Source organism: Mesorhizobium sp. M1D.F.Ca.ET.043.01.1.1, from assembly GCF_003952385.1.
Lineage (GTDB): Bacteria > Pseudomonadota > Alphaproteobacteria > Rhizobiales > Rhizobiaceae > Mesorhizobium.
In genome coordinates, this window is the sequence record NZ_CP034444.1 from 6,336,489 (window position 1) to 6,362,185 (window position 25,697).

36 protein-coding genes are annotated in these 25,697 nt (G+C 60.2%); 29 read left to right on the forward strand and 7 right to left on the reverse strand.

Annotated elements, in window-relative coordinates:
• Positions 1-459: 459 nt before the first annotated feature.
• Complete coding sequence (locus EJ067_RS30345) at positions 460-786, reverse strand: hypothetical protein (protein ID WP_126088798.1); 327 nt, start codon at positions 784-786, stop codon at positions 460-462.
• Between the two features lie 15 nt (positions 787-801).
• The gene (locus tag EJ067_RS30350; RefSeq protein WP_126088799.1) at positions 802-1,104 is read right to left on the reverse strand and encodes a hypothetical protein; all 303 of its coding nucleotides are present in this window, start codon (positions 1,102-1,104) and stop codon (positions 802-804) included.
• A gap of 205 nt (positions 1,105-1,309) precedes the next feature.
• Here EJ067_RS30350 and EJ067_RS30355 point away from each other — a divergent pair, with 205 nt between their 5' ends.
• From EJ067_RS30355 to EJ067_RS30390, 8 genes are all read left to right on the forward strand, one after another.
• On the forward strand, positions 1,310-2,467 hold the full coding sequence (locus EJ067_RS30355) for an AraC family transcriptional regulator (protein ID WP_245468086.1): 1,158 nt from the start codon (positions 1,310-1,312) through the stop codon (positions 2,465-2,467).
• 672 nt (positions 2,468-3,139) lie between these two features.
• Positions 3,140-3,763 (forward strand): DNA ligase, encoded by a 624-nt coding sequence (locus EJ067_RS30360; RefSeq protein WP_126088800.1) that lies wholly within the window; start codon positions 3,140-3,142, stop codon positions 3,761-3,763.
• A gap of 369 nt (positions 3,764-4,132) precedes the next feature.
• Positions 4,133-5,782, forward strand: coding sequence for a bifunctional diguanylate cyclase/phosphodiesterase (locus tag EJ067_RS30365; RefSeq protein ID WP_126089802.1), 1,650 nt, complete (start codon positions 4,133-4,135; stop codon positions 5,780-5,782).
• Between the two features lie 162 nt (positions 5,783-5,944).
• Positions 5,945-6,466 (forward strand): ubiquinone biosynthesis methyltransferase UbiE, encoded by a 522-nt coding sequence (locus tag EJ067_RS30370; protein ID WP_126088801.1) that lies wholly within the window; start codon positions 5,945-5,947, stop codon positions 6,464-6,466.
• Positions 6,463-7,641, forward strand: coding sequence for a class I SAM-dependent methyltransferase (locus tag EJ067_RS30375; RefSeq protein WP_126088802.1), 1,179 nt, complete (start codon positions 6,463-6,465; stop codon positions 7,639-7,641). Before EJ067_RS30370 ends, EJ067_RS30375 begins: the two co-directional genes overlap by 4 nt.
• Positions 7,638-10,004: a SpoIIE family protein phosphatase gene (locus EJ067_RS30380; protein ID WP_126088803.1), complete on the forward strand. Its 2,367-nt coding sequence runs from the start codon at positions 7,638-7,640 to the stop codon at positions 10,002-10,004. Before EJ067_RS30375 ends, EJ067_RS30380 begins: the two co-directional genes overlap by 4 nt.
• Before the next feature lies 1 nt (position 10,005).
• Positions 10,006-10,566 (forward strand): ATP-binding protein, encoded by a 561-nt coding sequence (locus EJ067_RS30385; RefSeq protein ID WP_189510178.1) that lies wholly within the window; start codon positions 10,006-10,008, stop codon positions 10,564-10,566.
• Positions 10,567-10,583: 17 nt separating this feature from the next.
• Positions 10,584-10,922 (forward strand): hypothetical protein, encoded by a 339-nt coding sequence (locus tag EJ067_RS30390; RefSeq protein ID WP_126088804.1) that lies wholly within the window; start codon positions 10,584-10,586, stop codon positions 10,920-10,922.
• A 99-nt stretch (positions 10,923-11,021) separates the two neighbouring features.
• On the opposite strand, the gene radC is transcribed toward EJ067_RS30390, so the two are convergent.
• Together radC and map are read right to left on the reverse strand one after the other, a co-directional pair.
• Positions 11,022-11,783 (reverse strand): DNA repair protein RadC, encoded by a 762-nt coding sequence (gene radC, locus EJ067_RS30395; protein ID WP_126088805.1) that lies wholly within the window; start codon positions 11,781-11,783, stop codon positions 11,022-11,024.
• A 36-nt stretch (positions 11,784-11,819) separates the two neighbouring features.
• Positions 11,820-12,647: a type I methionyl aminopeptidase gene (map, locus tag EJ067_RS30400; RefSeq protein ID WP_126088806.1), complete on the reverse strand. Its 828-nt coding sequence runs from the start codon at positions 12,645-12,647 to the stop codon at positions 11,820-11,822.
• Between the two features lie 217 nt (positions 12,648-12,864).
• On the opposite strand from map, the gene EJ067_RS30405 reads away from it, so the two are divergent.
• From EJ067_RS30405 to EJ067_RS30415, 3 genes are all read left to right on the forward strand, one after another.
• On the forward strand, positions 12,865-13,260 hold the full coding sequence (locus EJ067_RS30405; protein ID WP_245468088.1) for a hypothetical protein: 396 nt from the start codon (positions 12,865-12,867) through the stop codon (positions 13,258-13,260).
• Between the two features lie 113 nt (positions 13,261-13,373).
• On the forward strand, positions 13,374-13,610 hold the full coding sequence (locus EJ067_RS30410; RefSeq protein ID WP_126088807.1) for a hypothetical protein: 237 nt from the start codon (positions 13,374-13,376) through the stop codon (positions 13,608-13,610).
• Between the two features lie 202 nt (positions 13,611-13,812).
• Positions 13,813-14,118: a DUF982 domain-containing protein gene (locus tag EJ067_RS30415; RefSeq protein WP_126088808.1), complete on the forward strand. Its 306-nt coding sequence runs from the start codon at positions 13,813-13,815 to the stop codon at positions 14,116-14,118.
• A gap of 4 nt (positions 14,119-14,122) precedes the next feature.
• Here EJ067_RS30415 and EJ067_RS30420 read toward each other — a convergent pair whose 3' ends face one another.
• Positions 14,123-14,809 carry an aspartyl/asparaginyl beta-hydroxylase domain-containing protein gene (locus tag EJ067_RS30420; RefSeq protein ID WP_126088809.1) on the reverse strand — a complete coding sequence of 229 codons (687 nt, stop codon included), beginning with the start codon at positions 14,807-14,809 and terminating at the stop codon, positions 14,123-14,125.
• Positions 14,810-15,126: 317 nt separating this feature from the next.
• Here EJ067_RS30420 and EJ067_RS30430 point away from each other — a divergent pair, with 317 nt between their 5' ends.
• A complete protein-coding gene (locus tag EJ067_RS30430) occupies positions 15,127-15,996 on the forward strand; it encodes an ATP-dependent DNA ligase (RefSeq protein ID WP_126088810.1) in 870 nt (289 codons plus the stop codon).
• A gap of 289 nt (positions 15,997-16,285) precedes the next feature.
• A complete protein-coding gene (locus EJ067_RS30435; RefSeq protein WP_126088811.1) occupies positions 16,286-16,576 on the forward strand; it encodes a hypothetical protein in 291 nt (96 codons plus the stop codon).
• A gap of 355 nt (positions 16,577-16,931) precedes the next feature.
• Here the strand turns inward: EJ067_RS30435 and EJ067_RS30440 are convergent, their stop codons facing one another.
• On the reverse strand, positions 16,932-17,225 hold the full coding sequence (locus tag EJ067_RS30440) for a hypothetical protein (protein ID WP_348639500.1): 294 nt from the start codon (positions 17,223-17,225) through the stop codon (positions 16,932-16,934).
• A gap of 87 nt (positions 17,226-17,312) precedes the next feature.
• Here EJ067_RS30440 and EJ067_RS30445 point away from each other — a divergent pair, with 87 nt between their 5' ends.
• The 12 genes from EJ067_RS30445 to EJ067_RS30500 all read left to right on the forward strand — a co-directional run bounded on the left by EJ067_RS30445 (position 17,313) and on the right by EJ067_RS30500 (position 24,040).
• Positions 17,313-17,537: a hypothetical protein gene (locus EJ067_RS30445; RefSeq protein ID WP_189510180.1), complete on the forward strand. Its 225-nt coding sequence runs from the start codon at positions 17,313-17,315 to the stop codon at positions 17,535-17,537.
• Between the two features lie 914 nt (positions 17,538-18,451).
• The gene (locus EJ067_RS30450) at positions 18,452-19,726 is read left to right on the forward strand and encodes a site-specific integrase (RefSeq protein ID WP_126088812.1); all 1,275 of its coding nucleotides are present in this window, start codon (positions 18,452-18,454) and stop codon (positions 19,724-19,726) included.
• A gap of 2 nt (positions 19,727-19,728) precedes the next feature.
• Positions 19,729-20,142 (forward strand): hypothetical protein, encoded by a 414-nt coding sequence (locus EJ067_RS30455; protein WP_126088813.1) that lies wholly within the window; start codon positions 19,729-19,731, stop codon positions 20,140-20,142.
• Positions 20,143-20,208: 66 nt separating this feature from the next.
• Positions 20,209-20,406 (forward strand): hypothetical protein, encoded by a 198-nt coding sequence (locus EJ067_RS30460; RefSeq protein WP_126088814.1) that lies wholly within the window; start codon positions 20,209-20,211, stop codon positions 20,404-20,406.
• Positions 20,406-20,888, forward strand: coding sequence for a DUF3102 domain-containing protein (locus EJ067_RS30465; RefSeq protein ID WP_126088815.1), 483 nt, complete (start codon positions 20,406-20,408; stop codon positions 20,886-20,888). Before EJ067_RS30460 ends, EJ067_RS30465 begins: the two co-directional genes overlap by 1 nt.
• On the forward strand, positions 20,885-21,103 hold the full coding sequence (locus EJ067_RS30470) for a hypothetical protein (protein ID WP_126088816.1): 219 nt from the start codon (positions 20,885-20,887) through the stop codon (positions 21,101-21,103). Before EJ067_RS30465 ends, EJ067_RS30470 begins: the two co-directional genes overlap by 4 nt.
• Positions 21,090-21,458, forward strand: a complete 369-nt coding sequence (locus tag EJ067_RS34770; RefSeq protein WP_189510182.1) for a hypothetical protein — start codon at positions 21,090-21,092, stop codon at positions 21,456-21,458. The genes EJ067_RS30470 and EJ067_RS34770 overlap by 14 nt, the downstream gene beginning before the upstream one ends.
• Entirely contained in the window at positions 21,409-22,218 is an 810-nt protein-coding gene (locus EJ067_RS30475) for a helix-turn-helix domain-containing protein (protein ID WP_189510184.1), read from the forward strand. Before EJ067_RS34770 ends, EJ067_RS30475 begins: the two co-directional genes overlap by 50 nt.
• Complete coding sequence (locus EJ067_RS34775) at positions 22,215-22,910, forward strand: hypothetical protein (RefSeq protein WP_189510186.1); 696 nt, start codon at positions 22,215-22,217, stop codon at positions 22,908-22,910. Before EJ067_RS30475 ends, EJ067_RS34775 begins: the two co-directional genes overlap by 4 nt.
• A complete protein-coding gene (locus EJ067_RS30490) occupies positions 22,907-23,179 on the forward strand; it encodes a hypothetical protein (protein ID WP_126088820.1) in 273 nt (90 codons plus the stop codon). The genes EJ067_RS34775 and EJ067_RS30490 overlap by 4 nt, the downstream gene beginning before the upstream one ends.
• Positions 23,180-23,261: 82 nt before the next feature.
• Positions 23,262-23,807 carry a hypothetical protein gene (locus EJ067_RS30495; protein ID WP_126088821.1) on the forward strand — a complete coding sequence of 182 codons (546 nt, stop codon included), beginning with the start codon at positions 23,262-23,264 and terminating at the stop codon, positions 23,805-23,807.
• Positions 23,804-24,040, forward strand: a complete 237-nt coding sequence (locus EJ067_RS30500) for a hypothetical protein (protein ID WP_126088822.1) — start codon at positions 23,804-23,806, stop codon at positions 24,038-24,040. Before EJ067_RS30495 ends, EJ067_RS30500 begins: the two co-directional genes overlap by 4 nt.
• Here EJ067_RS30500 and EJ067_RS34780 read toward each other — a convergent pair.
• Entirely contained in the window at positions 24,015-24,170 is a 156-nt protein-coding gene (locus tag EJ067_RS34780) for a hypothetical protein (protein ID WP_189510188.1), read from the reverse strand. The two genes, EJ067_RS30500 and EJ067_RS34780, sit on opposite strands and share 26 nt — an antisense overlap.
• Here EJ067_RS34780 and EJ067_RS30505 point away from each other — a divergent pair.
• The 4 genes from EJ067_RS30505 to EJ067_RS30520 all read left to right on the forward strand — a co-directional run bounded on the left by EJ067_RS30505 (position 24,159) and on the right by EJ067_RS30520 (position 25,694).
• Positions 24,159-24,803, forward strand: a complete 645-nt coding sequence (locus EJ067_RS30505) for a hypothetical protein (protein WP_126088823.1) — start codon at positions 24,159-24,161, stop codon at positions 24,801-24,803. The genes EJ067_RS34780 and EJ067_RS30505 overlap by 12 nt on opposite strands.
• Positions 24,800-25,054 carry a hypothetical protein gene (locus tag EJ067_RS30510; protein WP_126088824.1) on the forward strand — a complete coding sequence of 85 codons (255 nt, stop codon included), beginning with the start codon at positions 24,800-24,802 and terminating at the stop codon, positions 25,052-25,054. The genes EJ067_RS30505 and EJ067_RS30510 overlap by 4 nt, the downstream gene beginning before the upstream one ends.
• Entirely contained in the window at positions 25,051-25,278 is a 228-nt protein-coding gene (locus tag EJ067_RS30515) for a hypothetical protein (RefSeq protein WP_126088825.1), read from the forward strand. Before EJ067_RS30510 ends, EJ067_RS30515 begins: the two co-directional genes overlap by 4 nt.
• A 125-nt stretch (positions 25,279-25,403) precedes the next feature.
• Positions 25,404-25,694 (forward strand): hypothetical protein, encoded by a 291-nt coding sequence (locus EJ067_RS30520; protein ID WP_126088826.1) that lies wholly within the window; start codon positions 25,404-25,406, stop codon positions 25,692-25,694.
• Positions 25,695-25,697: the final 3 nt, after the last annotated feature.

Genomic DNA, 25,697 nt, shown 5'->3' on the forward strand with positions numbered 1-25,697 from the left:
GTGGTTGAAATTCCAGAGCCGACTACTTGCCGGTGGAAAAGTAACTTTTCGAACCGCCGGGAGCGGTATACCGCTTTGGATCGGCAGCAGCCCTTCGTGCCGGTGTTGCCATTCTCCGCGCAACGATCGAGTCGGCTGCCGCCTTGAGATCGCGACGGCTGCGACGGCGGATCGAGCCGTTTCTTATCGCCCGTCGATATTTGCGGTTCGCACCGGTAGCGCAGCCGCGTTCCGATTGATGGTGTTGTGCATGTGACATCGTCAAGATCGAAACATGAGCAATCACGTCTCTCTTGACCTCAACTTGCTGCGAACGCTTGTAGCCGCAATCGAGGAACGCAGCACGGTCGGGGAACCTCGCCGCCTCTTCGTATCTCAGCCCACGGTGTCAGGCGCACTGGGCTTGCGGCCGATGATGAGAGCGGCGAAATGGCCCGGCTTGATGACGCAGGCGGGTGATCAATTGGTAATTTTAGGCATCCGCGCGGCTGCCGTGGCCATTTGTCGGCGAGCTTTGACCGCCTCCAGCAGTTCGCGCTCGTTGGTGTGAGCATTGCGAAAAATGGCCACAACCAATACCGCCAAGATTTCGGCGTCCGGGTCCAAGGGATCGAGCTGTTCATCCGCGCAGACCTGATTGAACACGCGTTCGCAAACAGCCAGATCGAGAGGGCTAAGACAGGTGCGATTGAAACGGCGACGCAGCATTTGAGCGAACCTTTCCGGGCCCGCCGGCCGTTCTCCGCGGCGGGCCTTTATCACCGAGGCTTGAACGATGTTGTCCACAGCCTTCTAGTAATGTTACTCCATGATCGGCGCTTGCGTTGTCAATAATTCCAAAATCTGTGCGCATTCGCGAGATCTATATTGCCCGGCTGTCATAAGCTGGTGATAGTCCTGCCGCTTGTTTTCCGGTATGCTGAAGCCGCGTCGAAAGTCAGCCGCTTCTTTTGGAGTTCGAGTGCAGCCAAGTTTGCTGGCGCTGACTTTCAAACTCGCCAGTGAGCATCCGATCTTTGCCGCAATATCTTTCAGTGGTTCGTTATTCACGTATCCATCAAGAATTATCTTGCGGCGCGCTTCTCCTTTGAGCTTTTCGTTCATTTCGTGGTCTCCTCAACGTCGTTTTGACGATGTCGGAATCTATAGGCACCAGCCTGAAGTGTGTCGTTAGCCTCGCATCCAGAAACTTATCTCGGGATGCATTTCTTGTTGTAACCCAGCGTGATCGACGATGCGGTCGACAGGCTTGCCAGATACCCTGGATACACCACATGATTGCGGGGGCATGGGCATACCGGATTCGGATATGGCACCACGCGCGATGGACGCTAAGGAGCAAGACGAGGCGCATACCGGGCTGGGGCCGGAGCGTGAGCGTCGTCGTTGGCCGCGCGACGTTCAACCTCACAACGAGGTGGCCCCGCCAATCGCGCCGGCGCTGGAACCGTTGTGCTTTTCAACGCACGAACTGGCGCCAAAGGATCAATTCGCTGCTTGGCAAGCGCATGTAGCGCCGCTTGTCGAGATCAGCTTGCCGGATAACAAGTCGCCGGAGGACGGCTTCCCCGCGGCCCACACGGCTTGGAATCTTGGCGGCATGCTGATCGTCGAGCAGCAGGTGCCGGCGCACAGCTACATCCGTTCCGCCGCCAAGCTTCGGTCCAGTTCGATCGACCACTGGTATGTCGTGCTGCCGCATAGCGGCCGGTCATGGACGGAGGTCAATCGCCGCGTCGCGGAGGCACAGCCTGGCAAACTGGAGATCAGGTCGCTCGGCTACCCGTTTCGCGGGAGGGCGACGGAATCCGAAGGTCTCTTTCTCTATTTGCCGCGCGATTTGTTCGCCGATGCGGCCGCAACCCTCGACGCAAACAACAATTCGATCCTTTCCGGCAATTTTGCCGATCTCTTGATCGACTACGTCGACAGCATCGCAACAAGACTGCGCAGCCTCACAGCGGACGACCTGCCCCGCATCGTACACGCGACGCGCAGCATGATCATTGCTTGCCTCGCGCCTCCGGCTGAACATGCCGCTGCGGCCGAACAGCTGGCGAGTGTCGCGCTGATGGAGCGGGCGCGTCGGTACGTTCAAAACAACCTGGACGCGGCTCGCCTGACGCCGGATTCAATGTGCCGGGCGCTCGGTGTTTCGCGGTCCCGTCTCTACCAACTGTTCGAACCGAGCGGTGGTGTGCTCCATTACATTCAAAGCCGCCGACTTTTGGCAGCCCATGTTGCGCTCAGCGATCCGACGGACAGCCGGCGTATTGTTCAAATTGCGGAGGCGTTTGGGTTCAGTTCAGCAGCTAATTTCAGCCGAGCATTCAGCAAAGAGTTCGGTTACAGCCCCCGAGAAGGCCGCCGGACGATGGTGTTGCCGCGCCCCGCCCACTCTGTTTCGCTTGGCGAGCACGAGAAGGCCTCGTCCTTTGAAGGATGGCTCAAGGCGCTTGGAAGCTGAGCACAGCGTCGGCCCGATCGAGATCAGCGATGTTCATCGAAATGCGCCCAAGTCTGCCGGGTGCCGGCGGCAATCCGCTTCTGGGCAAGGCGGCTGCGGGACTGACGGCCCCCCGAAATAGCGCAAGCCTTCAGAGCGATGCCGCGCCGATATGGAGATATGTACGCCGGGACAAGTATTTGGATGCGCAGCTAACGACAATGCGACCTTATTCGTAGAAGTTCGCGATGACTTTAGCGGGGGGCTCGGCACAGGCGGCAGGTTTCCAAGTTGGGGGGAATATCACACCGCCTGTGCCGATCGCGCCACCGCTATCCGTCAAAGATAGTGGCGTAGTTGAGTTAGCGTACCAAGGCCGGCGGCGGCCGGTTGGAGTTCATTCCGTCGCAGAATGGCTTAGTGGGGGCCCGATGGCTTAGTGGGGGCTCGGCACAGGCGGCAAGTGTCCGAGTTGGGGGGCATCGGATCGCCTGTGCCGCTCACCGCCAGACGTCAAAGGTAGCGGCGCAGTTGAGTAAGCGTGCCAAAGGCCGGGGCGACGGCCGGCTGGTGTTCATTTCGTCGCAAAATGGCTAGTGGGGGCTCGGCACAGGCGGCAGGTGTCCAAGTTGGGGGACACCGGATTGCCTGTGCCGCTCGCGCCGCCGCTATCCGTCAAAGATGGTGGCGTAGTTGGGTAAGCGCGACAAGCTGGACGGCGACCGGCTGGAGTTCATTCCGCCGCAGATGCCAACTCTTGTCGAGCAGCCGCCCCAGGATCAGGGGTGGGTTCATGAGGCCAAGCTCGACGGGTACCGGACGCAGATCATCATCGATAAAGGTGGCGTGCGTCTCTACAGCAAGAACGGCCGTGACTGGACGACAAAATATTGGCCCATCGCGCTGGCGGTCGACCTGCCATGCCGGGCTGCCATTCTCGACGGCGAGGTGATTGTGTCAGGCGAGCGGGGTGCACCCGATTCCCTTGCGCTGGAAGCCGCGATCTGGAACGAGCCGAGCCGTCTGGTGTTCGTCGCGTTCGACATCCTGCATCTCGACGGTCGCAATCTTGGCCCCTTGCCCTTGCTGCAGCGCAAGCACGCGCTGCGGCAACTGGTTGAGCCTGGCGTCGGCAAGATCCAATACGGCGAGCATTTTGAGGGCGATGCGCTGGCTATCTTTCGCGTCATCGAGAAGACAGGGCGCGGTGGCGTCATCTCGAAACGCGCCGACAGCCCCTACAGGAGCGGACCGTCGAAAACGTGGCTGGAAACCAGATATTCGAGAAAGACCGATATCGAATCGCCGGGTCTTTGATCGAACCCGGCCTCGCGAACGTCGCTCGGTCCTGTGCGTCGCAATATTTCGAATCACGATCGGCGCGGCGCAAATTATCTGTCAATTTTCGATTTATTAACGATCAATGAACGTCCATCGTGTGGATAACTTGCCGCCAATAGCAGCGGAGCGTGCACTGCAATTACGGCATAGGCGGCGCTTGTTGAAACGGCGAGTTGAAAGTTTGCCAAGCTTGTTCCTTATGCTATTTCTAATCTGGGGGACGCTAATTTGCACCGCCTATGGAGGTGGTTTTTGCGCCCAGAGGCATCAGGCGTCGGCACGGACAGAGAGGGGTCTTCCTCGAGCGATGTTTCACGTGCGGGCGAAGCGCTTCTCGTTGACCTTTTGGCGAATACGACCGAACTTCTGTCGTTCTATGATCGCGACTTTCGCCTAACGCACTACGCAGCCAGGCTCAAAGGCCTGTACGGAGGCGCGGTGGCGCACGGCGCCGCCGTGTGGGAGATCTACCCGAGCTTCCTCGATGCGCGGTGTCGCGACGAATTTCTTCGGGTGTTCCAGGGCGGCTCCCCGGCGAGCATCGACTTGCCGCGGTCGTCGGGCGAAGCGCCCCGGTCGGTCTACGTCTTCGGCACCGCAAATGGTGTGGGAATCATCGAATCGCGGGGGCAGGGAGAGCGCAGCGCGGCGGAGGAGCAGGAACATGTGGTTCTGCTCCATCAGGCGACGCACGACGTGCTGACCGGACTGCAGAATCGGCGGCGATTCGGCGAGCGACTGCAGCAAGCGCTGGCGAGCGTCGGCGGACCAAAGCCGAAAGCCGCCCTGCTGCAAATCGACCTTGATGACTTCAAAGCTGTCAACGACACGCTCGGCCATGGAGCAGGCGACACGCTTCTCCAGCTCGCGGCAGGTCGAATCCGCGACACGCTGCAGGATGGCGAATCCGCCTACCGCTATGCCGGCGATGAGTTCGCTGTCATCCAGTTGGGCAAGGAGCAGCCCGCGGAAGCCGAACGCCTCGCCGCATCTCTGGTCAGCGCGTTCAAGGACCCTTTCGTCATCAACGGCATTCCCGTCTTCGTCGGCTCGAGTGTCGGAATTGCTTTCGGGCCGGAGCACGGGACCGATGGCGAGCAGCTGATGAAAGCCGCCGACATTGCTCTTTACGCAGCCAAGACAGATGGACGCGGCTGCGCTCGGACGTTCAACCGTTCGATGCTGCTCCTGCTCGAACAACGCGAGAATTTGAGGCGCAGCCTTCGAACCGCGCTGGAGCGGGAAGAGCTTTATCTGGAGTATCAGCCGCTCATTCGGCCTCCTTCGTCGGTGATCGGTTTCGAAGCGCTGCTGCGGTGGCGGCACCCCGAGATCGGCATCATTCTGCCTGGCGTGTTCATACCCATCGCCGAGGCCGACGGTCTGATGGACGACATAGGACGGTGGGTGCTCGAGCAGGCCTGTCGCCAGGCATTGACGTGGCCTTCTTCGCTGACGGTCGCGGTTAACCTGTCGCCGGCGCAGTTCCTGAGTGGCTCGCTGACAGACACGGTCGCTCAGGTCATCGACGCGGTTGGAATCCGGGCTGAAAGACTCGAGCTCGAGATAACCGAAACGGTTCTTCTCGAGAGGACGATCGACAATCTCGACACGTTAAATACTCTGAATGTCTTGGGAATAAGAATCTCGCTCGACGATTTTGGAACATACTATTCATCGTTGAGCTATTTGAAGAATTTTCCGTTCGACACTTTGAAGATCGATCAGTACTTCATTGCAGACCTGGAGACTGATCTCAAAAGCCAAACGATCGTGCGATCGATCATCAATCTGGCGCACGGCCTGGGAATAAGCGTGACCGCCGAGGGGGTCGAGACGTTGGGACAGGCTCGGTGGCTGATCAAGGAGAATTGCGATTGCCTGCAAGGCAATTTCCTCGGACGGCCGCTTGCGGCCGAGGCAACCAGCGATTTCATCAGGCGGCCCCGGCCGAAGGGAGCGCGCGCTATGGAGGAATCGGATCGGGCGCTCTAGCGCGTTGCGCCCTTTGTTAAGTTGGGAGTTGTAGTATCGATCGAGGCAGATACCGCGCATTCCTGTCGCGCGGAACGGGTTCATCACGAGGCAGCCAGATTGCGGTCTCAGGGATCATCGCGCCGCCGGGCTCGAAAACGGATGGAATAGGAGAGGATGCCGATGCGATCTGTTCACCATGACACGGCTGGCCAGCCTACTTTTGAGCCGATGATCCAGATCGACATGGAAATCAAGACTTTTGTCTCCGCTTGGAAACACTGCGACTATGTCTCGACATATATGGCCCGGATGATCAGTCAGAACAGATCAGACTCGGTCCGGCATTTGAATCTCTTTTCTTCTGCCTTTAACGAATTGCTGGAAGTCGCCTTTCGTACGCGCCACGCCGACGGCGAACTGGCGTGCAGGGTATCTCGCCATGGCGCGACGGACAGGATCGAACTGACGTTTCCTTGCGTGCCGGAGGAGCGCCAATTCTACGAGAAAGCCGTGTCGCAAGTCGCGGGATCCGAGGCAAGGGAGCGATATCTCAATTCTGTGTCTGGCGATCTCGCGCCCAGCCGGGAGGTGGTACTCCTGGAACTGGCTGTCGACTACAACGCGACACTCAGGGTCGAGGAAGCCGAAGGCGATGCGATCAAGCTTGTCGTGGATCTTCCGCTTGAGGGCCTGCAACATTGAGCCCTTACAACCTTCTCCCGCGCTTCAAGGCGCAATATGACGCGAACAGCCAGGAGTTCTCCATATCTGGGGTGGTCCGGCCTCAGGCCATCGACGAGCTTGGGCCCAGCCTGGCGTTGCTTCGTGAGGCGATCGGCCGTGTGCGCGGTGTTCTCTATGTCAATGTCAGACGCCTGGCGCAGATGAACAACGCTGCATTTTACGCCTTTTCGAGGATCATCATCGACGCCTGTCGCGCTCGACCCGATCTCAAATTCGTCGTCGTCACGTCAAGCGTGGTCGGCTGGACCTCGCGAAAATTCGGCCGCTTGACCCGACTCGAGCCGAATATCACGGTCGAGGAGTATGACAGCGAATTCTACCCGGGGCAGGGCTTCCTAGAGGAAGGCGGGTTCGTTCCTATACTGCGCACACAGACAAAGATGACCTGGCGCCACGAGCGTGAGATTTTGCCGCGACACGGCATGAGGCCCGGGATCGTCATGGCCGACATTTGTTGCGGGATCGGCGATTTCGCCGTGCTCGTGCAGAAGGAGTTCCAGCCATCGCGGATCGTCGCCCTCGACCACTCCATATCCAGCCTGAATTACGCCCGACAGGTGATGCGGGAGTTCGATATCCGGGGGATCGAATATACTTATGGCGACGCGTCGGAAATGCTGCTTGATGAAGCGCAGTTCGACTTGGTCACTTGCCGACATTCGCTTCAAATCTTCAATCGCCCCGAACTCATCCTCAAGGAACTTTACCGCATATGCAAGCCGGGCGGGCGGATCTACATCACCAACGAGAAGAATTCGCATTGCCTCGGCGAGCCGCGCGCCGAAAGCATTCGCTGGACCTACAATGAAGTGGCGAAGCTGTTCGCGCATTTCGAGATGGACGTCGAGCTCGGACCCAAGAGCCGGCGGTACCTGATTGAAGCCGGACTCGAAGACATTCGTATCGAGACCTTCATGGTCACCAACCTGGACGGCGATCCGCAGGACTTCGCCGACGTCATTGTAGCCTGGTCGGATGTCTATGCCGGCGAAATGGCCGCCAAACGCGGCGATGGGCCGGAGTTCGTCGCACGGTTCCGGCAGGGATTCCAGGACCACATTTTCGCTGCGCTGCACCCCAAGGGGTATGCGGGCTGGCCGATCTGGGTCGCATCGGGGCGGCGGCCGCAATGAAAGCCGACGCTCAGCGCACACCGGGTTTCGGCCTACGCTCCTTTCGAGCGAAATTCGTATTGGTTGTTGGCGGCGCCGTGCTGTTCGACCTCCTGCTGAGCGGTGGCCTGGCGCTTTGGAACGTTCAAAAACTGTCGCGCGACGCCACGTCGGAAGTCGGTGAGGGCCTGACGACCGCAAACCAGGAATACATTCGCTCCTATGCCGAATCGACAGCGTCAAGCGCCGACCTCCTGCTCGATCGGGTTCATGGGGACGTGAAGGCGCTGGCCGGCGTCCTGCAGGCCCAGATCGACGATCCGAGCAGGCAGCAACAGGTCGGAGCAACGCTTTCGCATCAAGCGCCCGGCTCCGTGAAGGTCGTCTATGACGCAAAGGGCGATTGGGCGCAGAATTTGCCGGGCGCGCCTTCCGTGATAAGCGTCTGGGGCTATCTGCTGGGCGCCGACCACACTCCGCTGCCGGGCGTTCAGCGCGAAATAGAAGACAGTACCGTTCTGGATCTCGTCGCGCCGACCCTGATGGCCAGCGGATCGCCAAAACTGCAGATGTATTACATTGGTCCAAAGGAACGGCCGATCTTCAGGACGGTACCCTATACGGACCAGGCACAGACCTTCGACCGACTCTATCCAGGCCACAACAAGGCGGAATTCTGGGAGTTCTTCTTTCCAGGAATCTACGGGTCATGGCAGCAATGGGCCAGGGAACCGGCCTCACATCCGGTCCCCGACGATATCACTCAGACAGCGCCTTACACCGATGCGATCACGGGAAAGCTGATCGTCAGCTTTTTCCACCCGCTGTGGACGCGCGATCGCACCGGTATCGCCGGTGTAGCGGGTGCGGACATCACTCTCGATCAGCTCGCGGAAGTCGTCGAGCGCGTGAAGATCGCTGAAACCGGGTTCGGCTTCCTGACCATGTCGACCGGCAACGTGGTGGCGATCAATCCTTCGGGCCAGGCGATCATCGGCCTGACATCATCCAGCGATGCGGACACGCAGGGGGTCACCGGCCTGGAGAGATCCCTGCGGGGAAGCACGCAGCCGGCGATTGCGTCGCTGCCTCTCGACCAGAACAATGACGGTGTCATTCAACATATCATGCTCGACAACAAGGGCGAACGCGTACCCTACATTGTTGTCCTCAAGAGATTGAAGCCGACCAATCTGTGGAGCTCGGGACCGATCAAGTCCGAAGCGATGTCGGTCGGAATCGTCGTTCCCGAACGCGAGATCTATGCGTCCCTGTTCGCCGCGCAGGAGAGTATTTCCCGCGCGACCAATCGCATCTTGCTGTTTCAGGTCGCCGCGATCGCCGTTTCGCTTCTGATTGTTTTTGCGGCCGTGCTCGGGATTTCGAAGCGGATCACAGCGGGCCTCAGGGCGCTTGCCGGCGCCGCGCAGAAGCTCCAGTCCAAAGACTATTCAGTCCGCGTCAGCATTCCAACGCGCGACGAGGTTGGAGCGGTAGGGGTCGCCTTCAATCGAATGGCCGAGCAGATCAGCTTCCATACGGAAAACCTCGAGCAACTCGTCGACGAACGAACCAGGGAGCTCGGCGACGCAAATCAGGAGATTTCCGCGCTCAACGAAAAGCTGCGGGATGAGAACATCCGGCTCGGCGCCGAGCTCGCGGTTGCCAGGCATATCCAGATGATGGTTCTGCCAAAACCATTCGAGCTCGAGGCTATACCGGGGCTGGAGATCGCGGCCTACATGCGGCCGGCCGACGAGGTCGGCGGGGACTATTACGACGTCCTGCAGAATGGATCACGGGTCAAGATCGGCATCGGCGACGTGACCGGCCATGGTCTGGAAAGCGGCGTGCTGATGCTGATGGTCCAATCCGTTGCACGCGCCCTGCAGGAGGCCAACGAAGGCGATCCGCATCAGTTTCTGGTTCGGCTGAACAGAGCGATCTACAAGAACATCGAGCGGACGAACACCGACAAGCACCTCTCGCTGGCCTTCCTCGATTTTGAGGACGGACGGGTAACGCTGTCCGGCCAGCATGAGGACGTTCTCGTCGTGCGCGCGGATGGGGACGTCGAACGCATCGATACGCTCGATCTGGGTCTGCCGGTCGGCCTGGAGAATGACATCTCGCAGTTCATCGACACGCGTGACATTGTGTTCGGGAGCGGCGACGTGATCGTGCTGCACACCGACGGCGTGACCGAGGCGGAAGATGAAGACAGAAGATTGTTCGGGTTCGAGCGCCTCTGCCAAAGCGTGCAAAAGCGTCACGGCAGGAGCGCCGAGGATATCAAGATCGGGATCATCGATGATCTGATGGCCCATATCGGTGTCCAAAAGATCCACGATGACATCACCCTCGTGATCATAAGGCATACATAGGATGACAGAGCTGTTCGGTACCCCTGACATCGCAATCGGGATGAAGGAGAGCGTCAGTCGCCTGCGGCTGTTCGACGGACCTCTCGACTTGAGTTGGCGCCATTGTGCCACGACCTCGGACTTCATCGCCGATCTTTTCGCGCTGCGCTTCCAGTCGTCCCGCAATGACTACCTGGAAGTACGGCATAGCATCGGATATCTCGCCAACGAGCTCATCGAAAATGCCGTCAAGTTTCGCGCACCGGGCGAGATCGTGATCGAAGCGTCGATGGATTCGGAGTGCTTCAAGCTCAAGGTGTCGAACGACGTCGACGGTGAAAACGCGTCTGAGTTCCAAAGTCTCCTGGCGGATATCACGGTTGGCGACCCCAAGGACCTGCTGATACAGCGAATTGAAGCGAATGCCGCGAATCCTGACGTGGCGCGCTCCGGACTGGGATTGCTGACGCTGATGAGCGACTATGGCGCACGCCTGGCCTGGATATTCAGCTCCGCTGATGAAAGCGATAGGATTTGCCTGGAAACGTACGCCTCCATTCCGATATCGCAGACTCACAACTAGATGAGACGAAGCCAGCGATGGAAATCAAGACGGACGACTACCGCGTGTGGATCGAAGGAAGCGATATTTTTTTCGACGGCGCAATGCGGCTTGCCAGTTCAGAGGCCGGTGCGCCGATCATGGCATTGGCGAACAGTGTTCTTGCCTCAAATCCCGCAACCATCACGCTCGATTTGAAGGACCTTCACTTTCTCAACTCTTCCGGCATCAACCTGCTGGCGAAGTTTACCATCGAGGTGCGCAAGCATCCCGATGTTCGGTTCGTCGTGCGCGGAACGCCAGGCATCCCCTGGCAATCAAAATCATTGCCGAATTTGAAGAAGCTGCATCCCGCCCTGGTTCTTTTGATGAACTGACCGGCTTGTCCGAAATAGACGCGTCTCAGTCGAGCCGTAGGCAGATCGACCGTCGGATGATTCCTGAAATCGGCGCCCACTTTCATGTTCGGGCAGCCGTCAGATCAGCAGCAGGCCCTTCATCGAGGCGTTGCCCTTGCGGCCGATGATGACGTGGTCGTGCACCGCGATGCCGAGAGGCTTCGCCGTTTCGATGATCTGCTTGGTCATGTCGATGTCGGCGCGCGACGGCGTCGGGTCGCCGGACGGGTGGTTGTGGACCAGGATGATGGCGCTGGCGGAAAGTTCGAGCGCCCGCTTCACCACCTCGCGCGGATAGACCGGCGTGTGGTCCACAGTGCCGGTCTGCTGCACCTCGTCGGCGATCAGTCCGTTCTTCTTGTCGAGGAACAGGATGCGGAACTGCTCGCGGGGCTCGAAGGCCATGGCCGAGCGGCAATAGTCGAGAAGCTGCGTCCAGTTGGACAGCACCTCGCGGCCGCGCACTTCGCCGCGCGCCATGCGCTGAGCGGTGGCGGCGACAACCTTGAGATCGGTCGCCACGGCCGGCCCGATGCCTTTCACCTCTTCGAGCAGGGACGCCGGCGCGCCCAGCACTTCGGCCAGCGAGCCGAAGCGTGCGATCAGCGCCTTGGCGATCGGCTTGGTGTCGACGCGCGGGATGAGCCGGAAAAGCAGGAGTTCGAGCAGCTCGTAGTCGGGCAGAGCGTCCGCGCCGCCCGCGACGAAGCGCTCGCGCAGGCGGTCGCGATGGCCGTGATAATGCGGCTTCTCCGCCGCTACGGTCTTTTTCTGCAGCTTCTGCGGTAGTTCGACCCAGGCTTCGGAAAAGAACGCCCGCTCGTCGTCGTTTTTTCCCATGGCCTGCCTCTCCCCCTTCAGGCTTTGGCCAGGAAACTAGGCCGGCAGGCCGGGCCGGTCGAGCTTTTTCGGCGAGAGCGTGAAGATCTCGCAGCCGGAGTCGGTGACGCCGATCGTGTGCTCGTATTGCGCCGACAGAGAGCGATCACGCGTCACCGCCGTCCAGCCGTCCGACAGCACCTTCACATGCGGGCGGCCGAGATTGATCATCGGCTCGACGGTGAAGATCATGCCGGGCCGCATCTCGACGCCTTCGTTGGCGGTGCCGTAGTGCAGGATGTTCGGCGCGTCGTGGAAAAGCTGGCCGACGCCGTGGCCGCAGAAGTCGCGCACCACCGAGCAGCGCTCGGCCTCGGCATAGGTCTGGATGGCGGCGCCGATGGCGCCGGTGCGGGCGCCGGGCTTGATGGCGGCGATGCCGCGCATCAGGCATTCGTAAGTCACCTCGAGCAGCCGCTCGGCGGCGCGCTTGATCGTGCCCACCGGATACATGCGCGAGGAATCGCCATGCCAGCCGTCGAGGATATAGGTGACGTCGATATTGACGATGTCGCCGTCCTTCAGTGGCTTGTTGTCGGGGATGCCGTGGCAGACGACGTGGTTGATCGAGGTGCAGGACGATTTGGTGTAGCCGCGGTAGTTGAGCGTCGCCGGCAGGGCGCCTTGGTCCATGCCGAACTCGAAGACGAAGCGGTCGATGGCCTCGGTGGTGACGCCGGGCTTCACCATCGGCACAAGCTCGTCGAGGCAGCGCGCGGTGAGGTCGCAGGCCTTGCGCATGCCGGCAAAGCCTTCCTCGCCGTAAAGGCGGATCTGCCCGGTGTTTCTCAAGGGGGCCGTCGCGGCGTCGAGATAGGTAACCATTCGTGTCCGTTCGCGGATTGGCTCCTGACGCGAGCCGATGCGGAAAATTTCTCCAGATTTGGCACCGGAAGCCGCAAGGTTCAAGGACGAAGTGCCTTCAACCGGTTTGCCGCGCGGAATATTCGCCGGCGCAGGGGTCGGCGCGTGCGGGTCGTGGCAAGCTTTCCTTTCGTTGCCCCATGAGATAGGGCGGGATGGATTGAGGAGATTTGTGCCGTTGACGGCATTGGAACGCGCAAGATCGACGCTGCTGCCGGTCAGGACCGCATGCTCGGCCCTGATGGCGCTGCTCGTGCTTGCGCTGGTGGGTTTCACCCAGGCTGAAGTCTCCGCTTCCATAGCGGCGGCTTCGGGCGGCGCCGGCATCAGCGCAAAGCGGCAGGGCGAAACGCTCGCACTGCCGAGGGTCACCGCCAAGGCGCAGGCCGTCGAAGCCCGCGCCGGCCGGCCGCTGCCGATGAAGCTCGTCAGCGGTAATCCCGGCGCGCTCGCCTCTGTTGCCGATTTCCTCGTTGCCGGCCAGGCTTTGCCGGCGCAGGCGCACATCGCGCCTGTCCTTGCGGCTGCGCCGTTCTCGCACGCCAACCAGCCTCGGGCGCCACCAGCCGCCTGAGTTCGCGGTCGCCGACCGTAGCCTTCACACCCCAGACATTCCTTCGCGCCGCAAGCTGGCGACGGCTATCGGCTGTCCGCCGGTCGCGTGGCGCGTCCATTGGACATTTCTCGATGCAACGTATCAGGACGTTCAAGACACTCACGCGCGCTGCCGCGGCAGCCTTGTTTCTCGCTGTCCAAGCAGTCATCTGCATCGGCACCGTCTATTGGGCCGTTGCCGCAACGCTTCGCATGGAAGGCACGGCCGCGCTGGTGCTAGCCGCCATCTTCGCCCTGCCTTCCGCCCATCTCCTGATGGTGGTCTCCCGCATGGCCTACGAGGCGGAGACGGATCCGGCGAACCAGTAGACGCCCTGGATGGAGAAACCTGTGACAGGGCGACGGCGGGTGCATCGCCCTGTCAAACGATGTGACCAGAGTGCCGATCTGCCGCACCCGAGCGCCGGACCGCTTACCGCACTGAGGTCACATTCGTGGGCCAGAAGGCGGAAAAAGCAACTTTTCGGAACGAACGGCGTTGCTGCACCTGCGCCGGTTCGGGAGACAGGGAATGGACAGACTGCAATTCGAGGTGCCGGTGCGCATCACGCCTGCGCCTGGCCTGCCGGTCGAGGAAATCTACAGTGTCGAGCAGGCGCTCGACTTCCTGCAGAACTGGCCGAAGCGCCGGCAGGGCAAGGTCTACGACGCCGCCTTCAACGCCTGCTTCGGCGCGACGGTCGATGTGGCAAGCTCGGAGGACGCTTGCCGGGCCTTCATGGCCTTCTGCCGCGTCAGCGGGCTGCTCGCCAGGGACATGATGTTGCCGGTCAGGCGCGGCGGCAGCGCAAGAGGCTTTCGCGAGGCGAGGGCGTAAAGCTTCAACCGGCGAAAGATACCCCTCGGTAGCGCATTCCCACCTGCACGCCGCGAACGATCAGTCTGGACAGGATCTCCATGTCCAGCGGCATTTCCGGACGCCACACATCGAGCAGCAAGGCAATGCGCGCCTGATCGGCGTTGTTCATGACCTCGTGCTCGAAAGTGTCGTCCCACAGCATGCACTCGCCGTCGGAGATCCGCCTTTCCTCGTGGTTGATCATCATGATCGTCGCCGGCCGGCCATCCGCCTGTTTCGGGATGACCAGGCCGAGATGAAATCTCATGATGCCGCGAAAGGGACCGCGATGGGCCGGGATGTGCTTGCGTGGCGCCAGGAATGACACAGCCGCCGATTTAACCTCGGGGCATTCGGACAGCAGCCGGCTGAGGCTAGGCATCCGCGCCAGATTTTCCGGGATCGTCATGTCGTAGGCCTTGAGCACGAACATGCGCCAATCGAGGCCATCATTGGCCGAGATCTCGGCCTGCTCGGGCATGATGTCGTGGAAACGCGGCACCCTGTTCAACTGCACCGACAGCGCTTCGTCGCGAATGCTCCGCCAGGCGGCCGCAAACTTCGTCGCATTGGGAAAATGGGTGCCGGCATCAAGAATCGCCGGTGCATCTATGCGCTTTTCATAGATACGACGCACCAGATCGGTCCCAAGGTCGTAGACGTTCGACATCGCATTGCCTCGACCAGGTTATAGTATAGTGGATGATTGCTTTCAGCTATTGCTCACGGAGATTTGTTCGGAGAGCCTCCGATAGATGTTCGGCGGTCGCGACGATGGCTGTTGCCAACGCTTCTGCCTCAGGGATCAGATTCGGCCCGCAAGCCCATTGACCATCTCTTCGCTCGGGAGCACGCCCGGCGGCAATATTCCTCGATCGTACGCCTTATGAGGGTAAGCGCTGCCCGGCACTCCGCAGTGTCCATGGTCGCCATAATCAACTAAACATTCAATTTTGCTAAAATGTTCCCGGAAGTCGGGATGTGTGCATGCGTAACGTTGGTGAGCGGCTGACATTCATAAAGCCGATGGAACCGGAACTGGTCGAGCAGCCGCCCCTAGGCGGTGAGTGGACCCATGAGGTCAAATTCGACGGCTACCGCACCCAGCTCATCAAGGACGCCGACGGCATCCGCCTGTACACCAGGACCGGGATAGACTGGACGGCCAAATATCGGCCGCTCGCGGAGGAGGCCGCGTCGCTCGATGCGGAAAGCTTCATCATCGAAGCCGAGACGATTGTCACCAACGAGGCGGGCCTCTCCGACTTCCACGCGCTGCGCTCGGCCATCACCAGGCGCCCGCAAGACCTCTATCTGGTCGCCTTCGACCTCCTGAACGTCAACGCCCACGATCTGCGTGACATGGCGCTGAAGGATCGGCGCGAAATCCTCCAGGCTCTGATCCCGGTCGGTGGCCGTATTCAGTTCAGCGAAGCGCTGCCGGGTGATGGCGATGCTGTCTATTACCTCGCTTGCGAGGCGGGTTTGGAGGGCATCGTTTCGAAGCGACTGGACAGCGTCTACCGTAGCGGCTCGACGATGAACTGGCGCAAGATCAAGTGCTATGTCGACAAGGAAATGGAGATAATCGGGGTGAAGCGTGAGAGCGGCAAGCCCGCGATGGTGCTGATGGCGGATCGGGGCCGCTACATGGGCGGAGCCTTCGTCACCTTCAAGGCCGACAAACGGCAGGCACTATGGGATCTCGTGCAGGGAAAGGCCGGCGCTCCACCGCCGAAGGGCTTGGCGAAGGAGAAGGCCCAATGGCTCACGCCCGGCCTCGTCGGCCGCGTGAAGTTCCTGAAGGGCGAAGAGAAGCTTCGCCACGCGTCTCTGAAGGATTTCCGGGAGGACTAAAAGGTCGATCGCTTAGCAGGATCCGCACCATGAGCTCGGTGAATGTGATCACCGGAGCGACGGCGGCACTGCCGGCACGGCATGTGAGCGCCGGGATCAGCAGCAGATTGCCGCCGCCTGCCGATAGACCAGAAAGTCCGCGCCGTTCTCGCGATTTTATGGGAACACGGCGACGAAACGCGGCGTTGAGGACGTGAAGGGACGACCGTCCCCGCCACCGTTAATCTTCCGAGCAAGTCGAGGTCGGGCGCGCCGGATGGGACGTTGAAATCCCGTTGGAGAATCCATCATGCGAACACTTATTGTCTTTGCAGCGTTCTCGCTGCTTGCCGGCCCCGCGTCGGCAGCCGATCACCTCTTCACCGCCACGGCGGCAGGCGGTTTGACGACCGACAGCCAACCTTTCCAGAACGGCATAAACAACACGGCTCCGACAGGCGAGGACGTGCCGGGCGGGGGTAGTCCGCTGTCGGGTGAAGACCACACCGTCCCAGCCACCGACACCCAGACGGGTGCCGCGACCAGGGACATGCCGGCGGCCACGCAGGACAAGACGGCGCCATCAGCCAACGCCCACTGACTGATGGTCGGGTCGGTTCGGGACTTCATCGCCTATATGGATGAGTTTGGCGGGTCGGACGCTTCGTTAAGCCGATGCTAATATTTGCGAGCGGACGTGGAACAGACGGTCGCGATTGCTGGTTATAGGTTTCAGCGTCATGTCCGCTTCTTCTGGGTCCAAAGCCCGTCGCCATTCTCTCCGGCGACGGGCTTTCATTAGCTAAGTCTTAGAAAATGTTAATGTCAGTCGCCGCAAAGGCGGCGCATAATGCGCGTCTGCCCCGCCACGCGAGGTAAGCGCCCGGCCTGTATGCCCAAGTCCCCCAAAATCCCCCAACAGGCCGGGCATCTGGGGGCGGCTGTGTGTGGCGTCCTCACGACGGCTTGTCCGCCAACGGCGTCTTTCTCGCTGGCGGATTGTAGGGCGTGACCAGCCTAACCGTGTCGGCACTCACGGTGACGGGAATGCCCAGGTTGATTGTCACCTTGCCTTCATCGACGCGGGTGACATCACCCCGAACTCGATCTCCTGACCCTGCTTCATCTTCGAGGTCCGATCGACAATCGAGCGAGGCTGTCCGTAGGAGGGATACGCGACCCTCCGTGACCCGCCTGCGCACTTTGGCTGTGATCGCGACCTCGTCGCCGATATTGATGCCCTTCGCCATGAAAGGACTCTGGCGCATGCGCCGGCTTCGTCGAGCGGTCGCTAAAATGCTATGATTGAAGGTGCAATGCCACGTCGGGAAAGCCTCATGGAAATGGCAGAGCGCCACGTCCGTGAGGGAGCCGAGCGCATCGCTCGCCAGCGTGCCCTGATCGACAGATTAGCGGAACGAGGGCTTCCCATCTACGACGCGGTGGTGATGCTGCAGGCTTTCGAAGCGGCTCAGCGAGAACATATCGCTCATCTACAATTGCTGAGGAATTCCGCTCGAGGTCGGTTGCTAAGAAGCAAGGGCTGGACGCCGTTTCCGTAGCGGGAGGAACATTAGCGCCGCCTAACGGTTCTCTCGGGTAAACACATCCTGGGCGGAACCATGGCCGAGTTGGCATTCGCATTCGCATATTATTCAGGGCTGACTGGCCAGGACATGGCGGGCGCCATCGTGTCGTTACTGGCAGGCCTGCTCCTCTACAATATCATGCGTGAGGACAGGCCAAATCGATAGGCTCGTGACGAGATAACCATTCACAAAGTGACGGCGCTGCGCGGCAAGGCAGCAAGGATAGGCATGGCCATTTGCCCCGGACCTCAGTTCCGCTCCAATCGAACTCGCAGCTATCTTTTTTGGGTGTATCGTCTTCGCGTTGTGGCGTCGCGGTTAAGGTCCTGAGCCTTTTCGAAGGCGATTGTATATTTGACAGTCCCGTAAAACTGCAGGGAACCCAACGCTAATCCCACCACTATCTAGAAAGGCGGTTATCATCCCCCGTAAGGCCGCCGGCACATAAGTCCCAAGAGCAGAAAGCCCGCCGCCAATTCTCCCCCCTGCGGCGGGCTAAGAGCGCTATCCGAAGCACGTTCATTCCCGCCTCCATGGCTGAGAGCGAGCCGAACTTTACGCTTTCGGGTTGAGGTTGACCTACTGTCACCGGCGAATGACGTTAATAGCGCGTTTCCACCCCACGCTCGACGCGGATGCGCCTCTTGAACGGAAGCGATCTCGTCCACACTGTCCATGGCGTATTTCGCGGGAAATTTCTGGTACGCCCAAGGGGAATCGAACCCCTGTTACCGCCGTGAAAGGGCTTCTAAGCTGTCTAGCCCAGTCCAGCCGAATTTACTGAACCCCTTGCAGCGTAAGGCATTCCGTCCAGTTGTGTTTCTGCTTGTCCAATACGGTACACGCCGGTATATTGGACAAACTGTTGGACACGACGGGGTAGGGACATGGCAAAAAGGGTTCGCGACGCCACACTGGACAGCAAGGAAGCTCGGGCGAAACTGAAGCCACGCGGCAAGCCCTATTACAAGAGCATCGGCCCGGGCCTCCATGTCGGCTACCGCAAAGGAAAGGAAGCCGGCCGGTGGGTCGTGCGCATGTATGTTGGAGATCAGGATTACCGCGTCGAAACCATCGCGGACGCCGACGACAAGCTGGACGCCAACGGCGGCTCGATCCTGACGTTTTGGCAGGCTCAGGATAAGGCGAGGGAGGTCCACAAGGCCATGTCGGGGGAGTCCGGCAAGGTCGCCGGTGCCTATACCGTCAAGGAAGCGGTGGAAGATTACCTTCAATGGATGGAGGGCGCCCGGAAGTCCTCCAAGGATGCCCGTTATCGCGCTGAGGCGCTGATCCTGCCCGAGATCGGCGACACAGACGTTTCGAAGCTCACCGCGAAGCAAATCAGGAAGTGGCACAGTGACGTCGCGAAGACCGCGCCACGCCTTCGCACAAAGGCCGGTAAGGAACAGCGGTTCAAGGTGATCGAGGACGATGCGGAGTCGATCCGCCAGCGCCGCGCAACTGCAAACCGCGTCCTGACGATCCTGAAAGCCGCGCTGAACTATGCGTGGCGGGAAGGGAAGGCGGCATCGGATAGAGAGTGGCGCCGCGTCGAGCCATTTGAGGATGTCGAGAGCGCTCGGGTCCATTATTTGACGATCGTCGAAGCTCAGCGGCTTGTGAACGCCTCCAGCGGTGCCTTCCGGGATCTGGTACAGGCGGCTCTGCAGACCGGCGCCCGCTACAGCGAACTAGCCCGGCTCCGCGTCGAAGACTTCAACAGCGATGTCGGCACCCTCACGATCAGGGCGAGCAAATCCGGCAAGGGTCGACATATCGTCCTGACTGACGAAGGGTCGGAGCTTTTCAAGCAGCTCTCTCGTGGCAAGCAGCACGGGCAATTGATGCTGACCACGCCGGCCGGCGGAGTGTGGGAGAAGTCGCACCAGTTCCGGCCGATGAAGGAAGCCTGCAAGAACGGGAAGATCGTGCCGGCGATCGGCTTCCATGGCTTGCGGCACACCTGGGCCAGCTTATCAGTCATGAATGGCATGCCGCTAATGGTCGTCGCCAAAAACCTTGGCCACAGCGACACAAGGATGGTCGAGAAGCACTATGGGCACCTCTCGCCATCCTATGTCGCCGATGCAGTCAGGGCGAGCGCGCCGCGGTTCCAGACTGTCGAGAAGAGCAACGTCGCCGACATTCAACAGGCGTGACGATGGCAATCTCTGACGACGACGACATGATGTTGGAGGCCTACCAGGGCAACTTTGAGCATGGGGATCAGATGTCGCTCATGCTGGCCTTGAAGCACTGTCTGAAAAGGAGCCAGCCCGTGCCCGAATGGGCGGCGACTGCCTTACTCGCCGCTATCGGTCAGGTGCAAAAGTATGAGGCAACATCATGGGACGAAGTTTTTGGCGTTCCACATCCTGGGCGCAAGGTCGATCAGCTGCGGATCGAACGCCGACTGCGGTGGGAGGTGTTGCATCGCGTTACAAAGTACCGCCGCCAAAGGCCAAAACCGAAGGACATCTTCCAAGTTGTCGCCGACGAGCTGAGCATCAGCCGCGCCACATGCAAACGTTACTTCGACAACCTGCATAGATGGTTCAGGAAATCGCCTTCCTAATGAACCGGACAGCATAGCCAGCCCGGCCTTATCCATGGTGGACATCCTCGAACAAAGGAGACCGCGATGGATACCAACTTTGAAGCCTACTCAATTCCTGAATTCTGCGTCGCGCACCGCATTTCCCGCGCGACTTTCTACAACCTCCTGAAGATCGGCCAAGGCCCGCGAACGATGCATGTCGGCGGGCGCGTTCTCGTCAGCAAGGAAGCCGGCGCCGAGTGGCGTAGGGCGCGCGAAGCCGCCTCGACGGAGGCCGCGTGATGAACAACCGCCTCCCGATCCTGGCCGGCGAGATCGCGGCCGAGCACAATGCAGTCCTGAAGGCTTCCGCCGACTTCGTTCAACACGCTGTGGCCGCCGGCCACCGCCTCATCGAGGCTAAGTCTCTGGTAGGTCATGGTGCCTGGCAGACCTGGCTTTCCGAACAACTTCCCGATGTCTCGATCCGCACCGCTCAACGGTACATGGCAGCCGCGAAGAGGGTCGGGAAAAACGACATCGTGTCGTTTTCGACGCTCAGGGAGATCATCGGCGGCGGCAACGATGAAGATCTAGATGCAGACGCCTGGGTGCAGGAAATGGTCCGGATCTGGGAATCGATGTCGATCTGCGGCCAGGAACGGTTCCGCGCCTATCTCGCCATCGTCAGCACCGGAGATATTCCCGGCTACTTCGCCCATCTGGACACCGGCACGCTCAGGAAGATGGGCAAGGCCGCCGCGGCTGCCGGGGGCCACGCATGATCCGGCAAACCACCATCAACACCACCGATCACGCCGGGGAGGCGCCGCGGCTCGAAGAGGCCGTCGCCTGGTTCCGCGAACATCATTTGACTTGCGAACGGCCGTTTGTGCCGGCGCTCCGCCGCCGGTTCGGCCTGAGCCCGCTCGAAGCCATCAACGTCATGCGCTTCGCAAATCTTCGAGAGGATTGGGGAGGCGCCGATGCTGCTCCCTAACAACGACGAAAAAGAAAAACCGGCACCGCTCGCGACGGCACCGGTTCTGGAAATCCAAGTAGTCGAACAAGCCGAGCTTAAACAAAGAGGGCGAAAAGCTCAAGACCGCCTGACTCCGCAACAGCGATGGCAGAAGGCGAATCCGCTGGCTCGCTGGGCTCATGTGGCCACGACGAGCGCCATCAGGAAAGGCATTCTGGTTCGGGAATGCTGCGCGATCTGCGGCTCGCCCAAAACCGACTTTCACCACGATCCGCGCTTTTATGACCAGCCGCTTCGGGGCACCTGGTTATGTCGCCGCGACCATGTTGCCGAACATCGCCGGCTTCGGCAGGAAGGCGGTGCCGATGGCTAAAAATGGCCCCGTCTTCTGTCCCGATCCGCCGCGTGCAATGGCGGATCAGCGTCTCTCTTCGCTCGACATCCGGGTGCTGATGGCGATCTCGGTGCATGACCGTTTCAGCAAGAACGGAGTCGGTTGCACGGCCAGTCATACCCGACTGGCCAACCTTGTCGGCTGCCATCTCAAGAGCTTGTCGCGATCGATCAAGACCCTGGCCGAATGCGGTTATGTCGGCGGCCGGGCGAATCCTCTCAACCCGAAATCCCGCTGCTACTTCGTCATCTACAACGAGATGGACGAAGCCATTCTGAAGTCCGTCAAGGGTAACGAGCCTGTTACCCACATAGGTAACGAAGCTGCTACCGATGCGACGCCGACAGGTAACCAACTCGCTACCCCACTGGTAACCAACTCGTTCCGCATAGGTAACCAACTCGAAAAAAACGCTCAATCAATTCAAGGAGATGCTGGCTATAATATATTCAGTGAAACTGTAAGAGATCATGTAGAAACAGAGGAAATAGATCCCGTTGAAACGGCGCCTGTCGGCGCGAAAGGGGCTTTTGAGAGGGAGAACGGCAGGAGCGTCGGCGCGATCCTCGCCATGATCGAGCGTGGCATCAAGGAGCCAGGACGGACCACGTTCCCGGACTGGTGGCAAACCTACCTGGACGACTGCATCAGCGACCGTGGAAGCCTCGAATACGGCAGTCCCGAATACGGCCGAGCATTTCGCCTCGCTGAAACCCTCGCAGGGAGGGCGGCAGCATGAAGGCGCTCTCTCCCAATGCTGAAATGCAGCGTGCTTCAGAGGCCGAGCGTCTGTGCGGCATCGATGTGAAGCGATGCTGCCCGAGGCATGATCGGTCTATCCACGGCTGGCTGGCGCGTAGCCTCAATCAGAGCCGTCGCGGCCTGTTCGACCTGATCGGCCGCATCATCGAGTTTGGACATACGCTTCAGAATGCGAGCGTGCAGCATTTCGAGCCGCGCGACCCTATGCAGTTCGGCGCGCTTTCCTCCGTTCAAGTCCAGGGGTTCAAACATCACCATGGCGATGTCTCCTTACTGCACGGTCGCCGGCGGCACGATCTTCAGCAATTGCCTTCTGGCTGCTTTAGCGCGCCGTTGTTCAGCCCGAATGCGGGCACAAAGGGCGAGGCTGACCGCGACCCCACAACTCTCTTCGAGCATCGTCTTGGCTTGCTTGAGGGAGAGTTCCGCTCGCTTCACGCGTTGTCTGGCGACTGCCTGTTCCAAAACTACAAGTTCGACCATTATTCCGCTTCCTCACGACGGTTAGCGATCCCTTCAAAAGGAGAACCGCCGCCTATCTCTTTGGTTCCGCTGACGGAATGTCGCGGAGGGGCAACTCGACGCGAGCACATGTTTGCTGCGCACATCGCGCTGACTGCCATTGCCTTCGCCACTGTGTTGGCCGCCATAGCGGGGTGCCTGCCATGAGCACCATGCGGCGATGCCAACGGTGTGATGTCAGCCTTGCCGGAAAGAGGTCGGACGCGAAGTTCTGCAGCGCTGCCTGCCGTGTTGGCTCTCATCGCCAGGAAGTCGGCCGCGCCGAGGCAATCGCTTCCGGCTTTACCATCGATAGGGCCATGCGAGATGCCTTGATCGAGAGCGATCGGCTCAACCCACAAGACGAGCATGACCCCGTCAAAGTCCGCGCGGCCTTCGCCGAGATGTGCCGGCAGTTCGCGGAGAAGTTCGCCTAAGCGTTACAGGCTTCCCGGTAACACTTCCAGGCGCCGGTTAGAATGCGTGCAGTTCGAATTTCGTTGTCAACCGGAGCACCGAATGCTTGCCCGCGTTAAATCAGTAGAACATGACGGCGCCTATTTCCGGCGCGTCCTGAAGCTTCCCCGCCCAAGCGTGGAATTTGAAATCGCGCGGGAGGAAAACCGGCGAGCCTCATCGGATCTGCGCCGTCTGACCGAACGCCGAGAGACTTTGAAACTCGAAGCGACGGTAGGGCACGCAGCAAAGCCCAGGCTTACGGATGATGTATTGCGCGAGACGCTCGACAGTCTCGCCGATGAGATCATCGCGGCCACAGCCCGTGATCAATCGGCGCGCGCCGAATTCGACAAGCTTAAGGCGGCTTATCGCGAGCAAGTGAGCGCAAGCCTCGCCGCCGACATCGAAGGCCTTGGGGCACAAATCACCAAACACATCGGCGCAGTGTTCGAATTGCTCGACATCGCTACCGCGCTCGGCGCCGAAGCTCGCGAAGCTCGTGTCGAGATGCCAGCCCTTATCAGTGGCGCGCACGATGCCAGGCGACTCCTCCAGCTATCCGTCGACACGACCATCACCAAGATGACCAAAGGAGCCAGAGCATGAGCCGCGAACCATGGGACCCGAAGATGACCTATACCGAAGGCGAGCGCGTCCGCTTTTGCGGCGAGGTCTACGAAGCGAAATTCGACCTAGTGCGCGGTACGAAGCCTTACGGCCCTTTGTCAGAGAAATTCTGGCGCCGCGTGCCGACCGTTCGCCCGTCGAAAGCGAATGATGGCTTCACTGGCCGAAAGCTGACCAACGGCTACCTCACGCGGTCGATGTCGCATGGCTAGGCTTCCAAAAGCTCCAGCCGTCATCGATCAGCGCACGGCCAACCTCGCCAAGGTCGATGCCGAGATCGCACGGCTCGGCAAGCAGAGGGCCGACAAGAAGGCCGCGCTCGACGCCGACATGCGTCTTCATGCGCTCGACCAGAACGCGGATCTGCAGAAGCGGCTCGGCACCGAGATCGGCACGATCGGCGGCCTGATCGATCAGCTACGCGACAAGCGGTTCAAGATCGAAATTGGCGAAGCCGAAGCGGTCGTCGCTCCTAAGCCATCGGCGGCAAAACAGCATCGGCAGTGGGATATTGACGAGAAGGTGCTTAAGGCCGGGATTCCTGAATATCCCGATGTGATCAGGGGGAGTGAAGCCGATACGGGCCAGGTATTCTCCGACGCTCTCGATGCGACGCTGGAGTTCTACAAGGCAGCCGCGTTTGAACATTTCCGCAAGCATGGCTGCCACCCTGACGAACCGGTCCAACTTGAGCACGCTGCTCTGCACGCTGCCGAGATCCACGCCATCATTCATTGGTTCTCCGGTCGCTGCAAAGCCCTCGAAACCCGCGTCGCCGATTTGGAAGAGCGGCCAACGGTTGAATATCGCGGCGTGTGGAAGTCGGACGAGAAGTACAAGCGAGGCCATCTCGTTACGCATTCCGGCTCGGTCTGGCACTGTGAATTGGCGGGATCGGGGATCGTGCCAGGCAATGGCGCAACAGGATGGCGGTTGGCCGTCAAGCGCGGCGAAAACGGGAAGGATGCAAGATGAGCACGACCAATGCGGCTAATGACAACGGCGGCCCGTCTATCGAAATGTTCCATCTCACCGGCAAAGGCCCGTTCTGGAATCAGAGCAACGACACGCTGAGAGCAACGGCACGGCAATGCGCGCTGAAGTTCTACGAATCAGAAGGCCGGCTTCTCGATGATCGGGAGATGCTGCTTCTCTGGGTAGCAGTGCAACGCTGGCATGGCGTGCCCGAGCATTCGTTGATGCCCGAGGAGATGCGTCGCCAATGATCAGCGGAAACCTGGCCGAAGCTGTTGAGTGGTTCGCGGCGCACGAGACCGATAGGCGCGGCATTGACGGCACAGCCTACGAGCAGATGAAGCGCGACTTCAATCTGAGCTTCGCCGAAGCCGTGCGGGTCTGCCGTGAGGTTCGCAAGCTGGTCGGACCATACCCAGCCACCGGGGGGGTATCGACATCCAAAAGAGCAATCGAGCCCAGACCGCTCGGATAGCTTTTTGCGCATGAAATTGAGTAATTCATTCACGAGGCAAAACCCTAGTGGCTAAAAACCTTCAACTCGTTGCCAACAACCCGCCCGTGACCGGCGCGCCACCCAGGCCCCTCGGCCCGCACGGGATGGCTTTGTGGCAGTCGGTCAACGGCCAATACCAAATCGAAGACGCTGCTGGGATCGAGTTCCTTGTGACTGCCTGCCAGGCGCTCGATCGAGCCGAGGCATTGAAGGCGCAGATCGATGCTGACGGCGCTGTGATCCGCACCAAGGCCGGTTTGAAGGACCATCCGGGCCTCAAGCATGAAACTGCGGCGCGCTCGCTCTGCATCCGCACACTAGCAAGGCTCGGACTCGACCTTGAGCCGCTTCATGGCGGCCCTGGGCGGCCTGCCGGCGCCGGCTATAGGAGCTGAGGC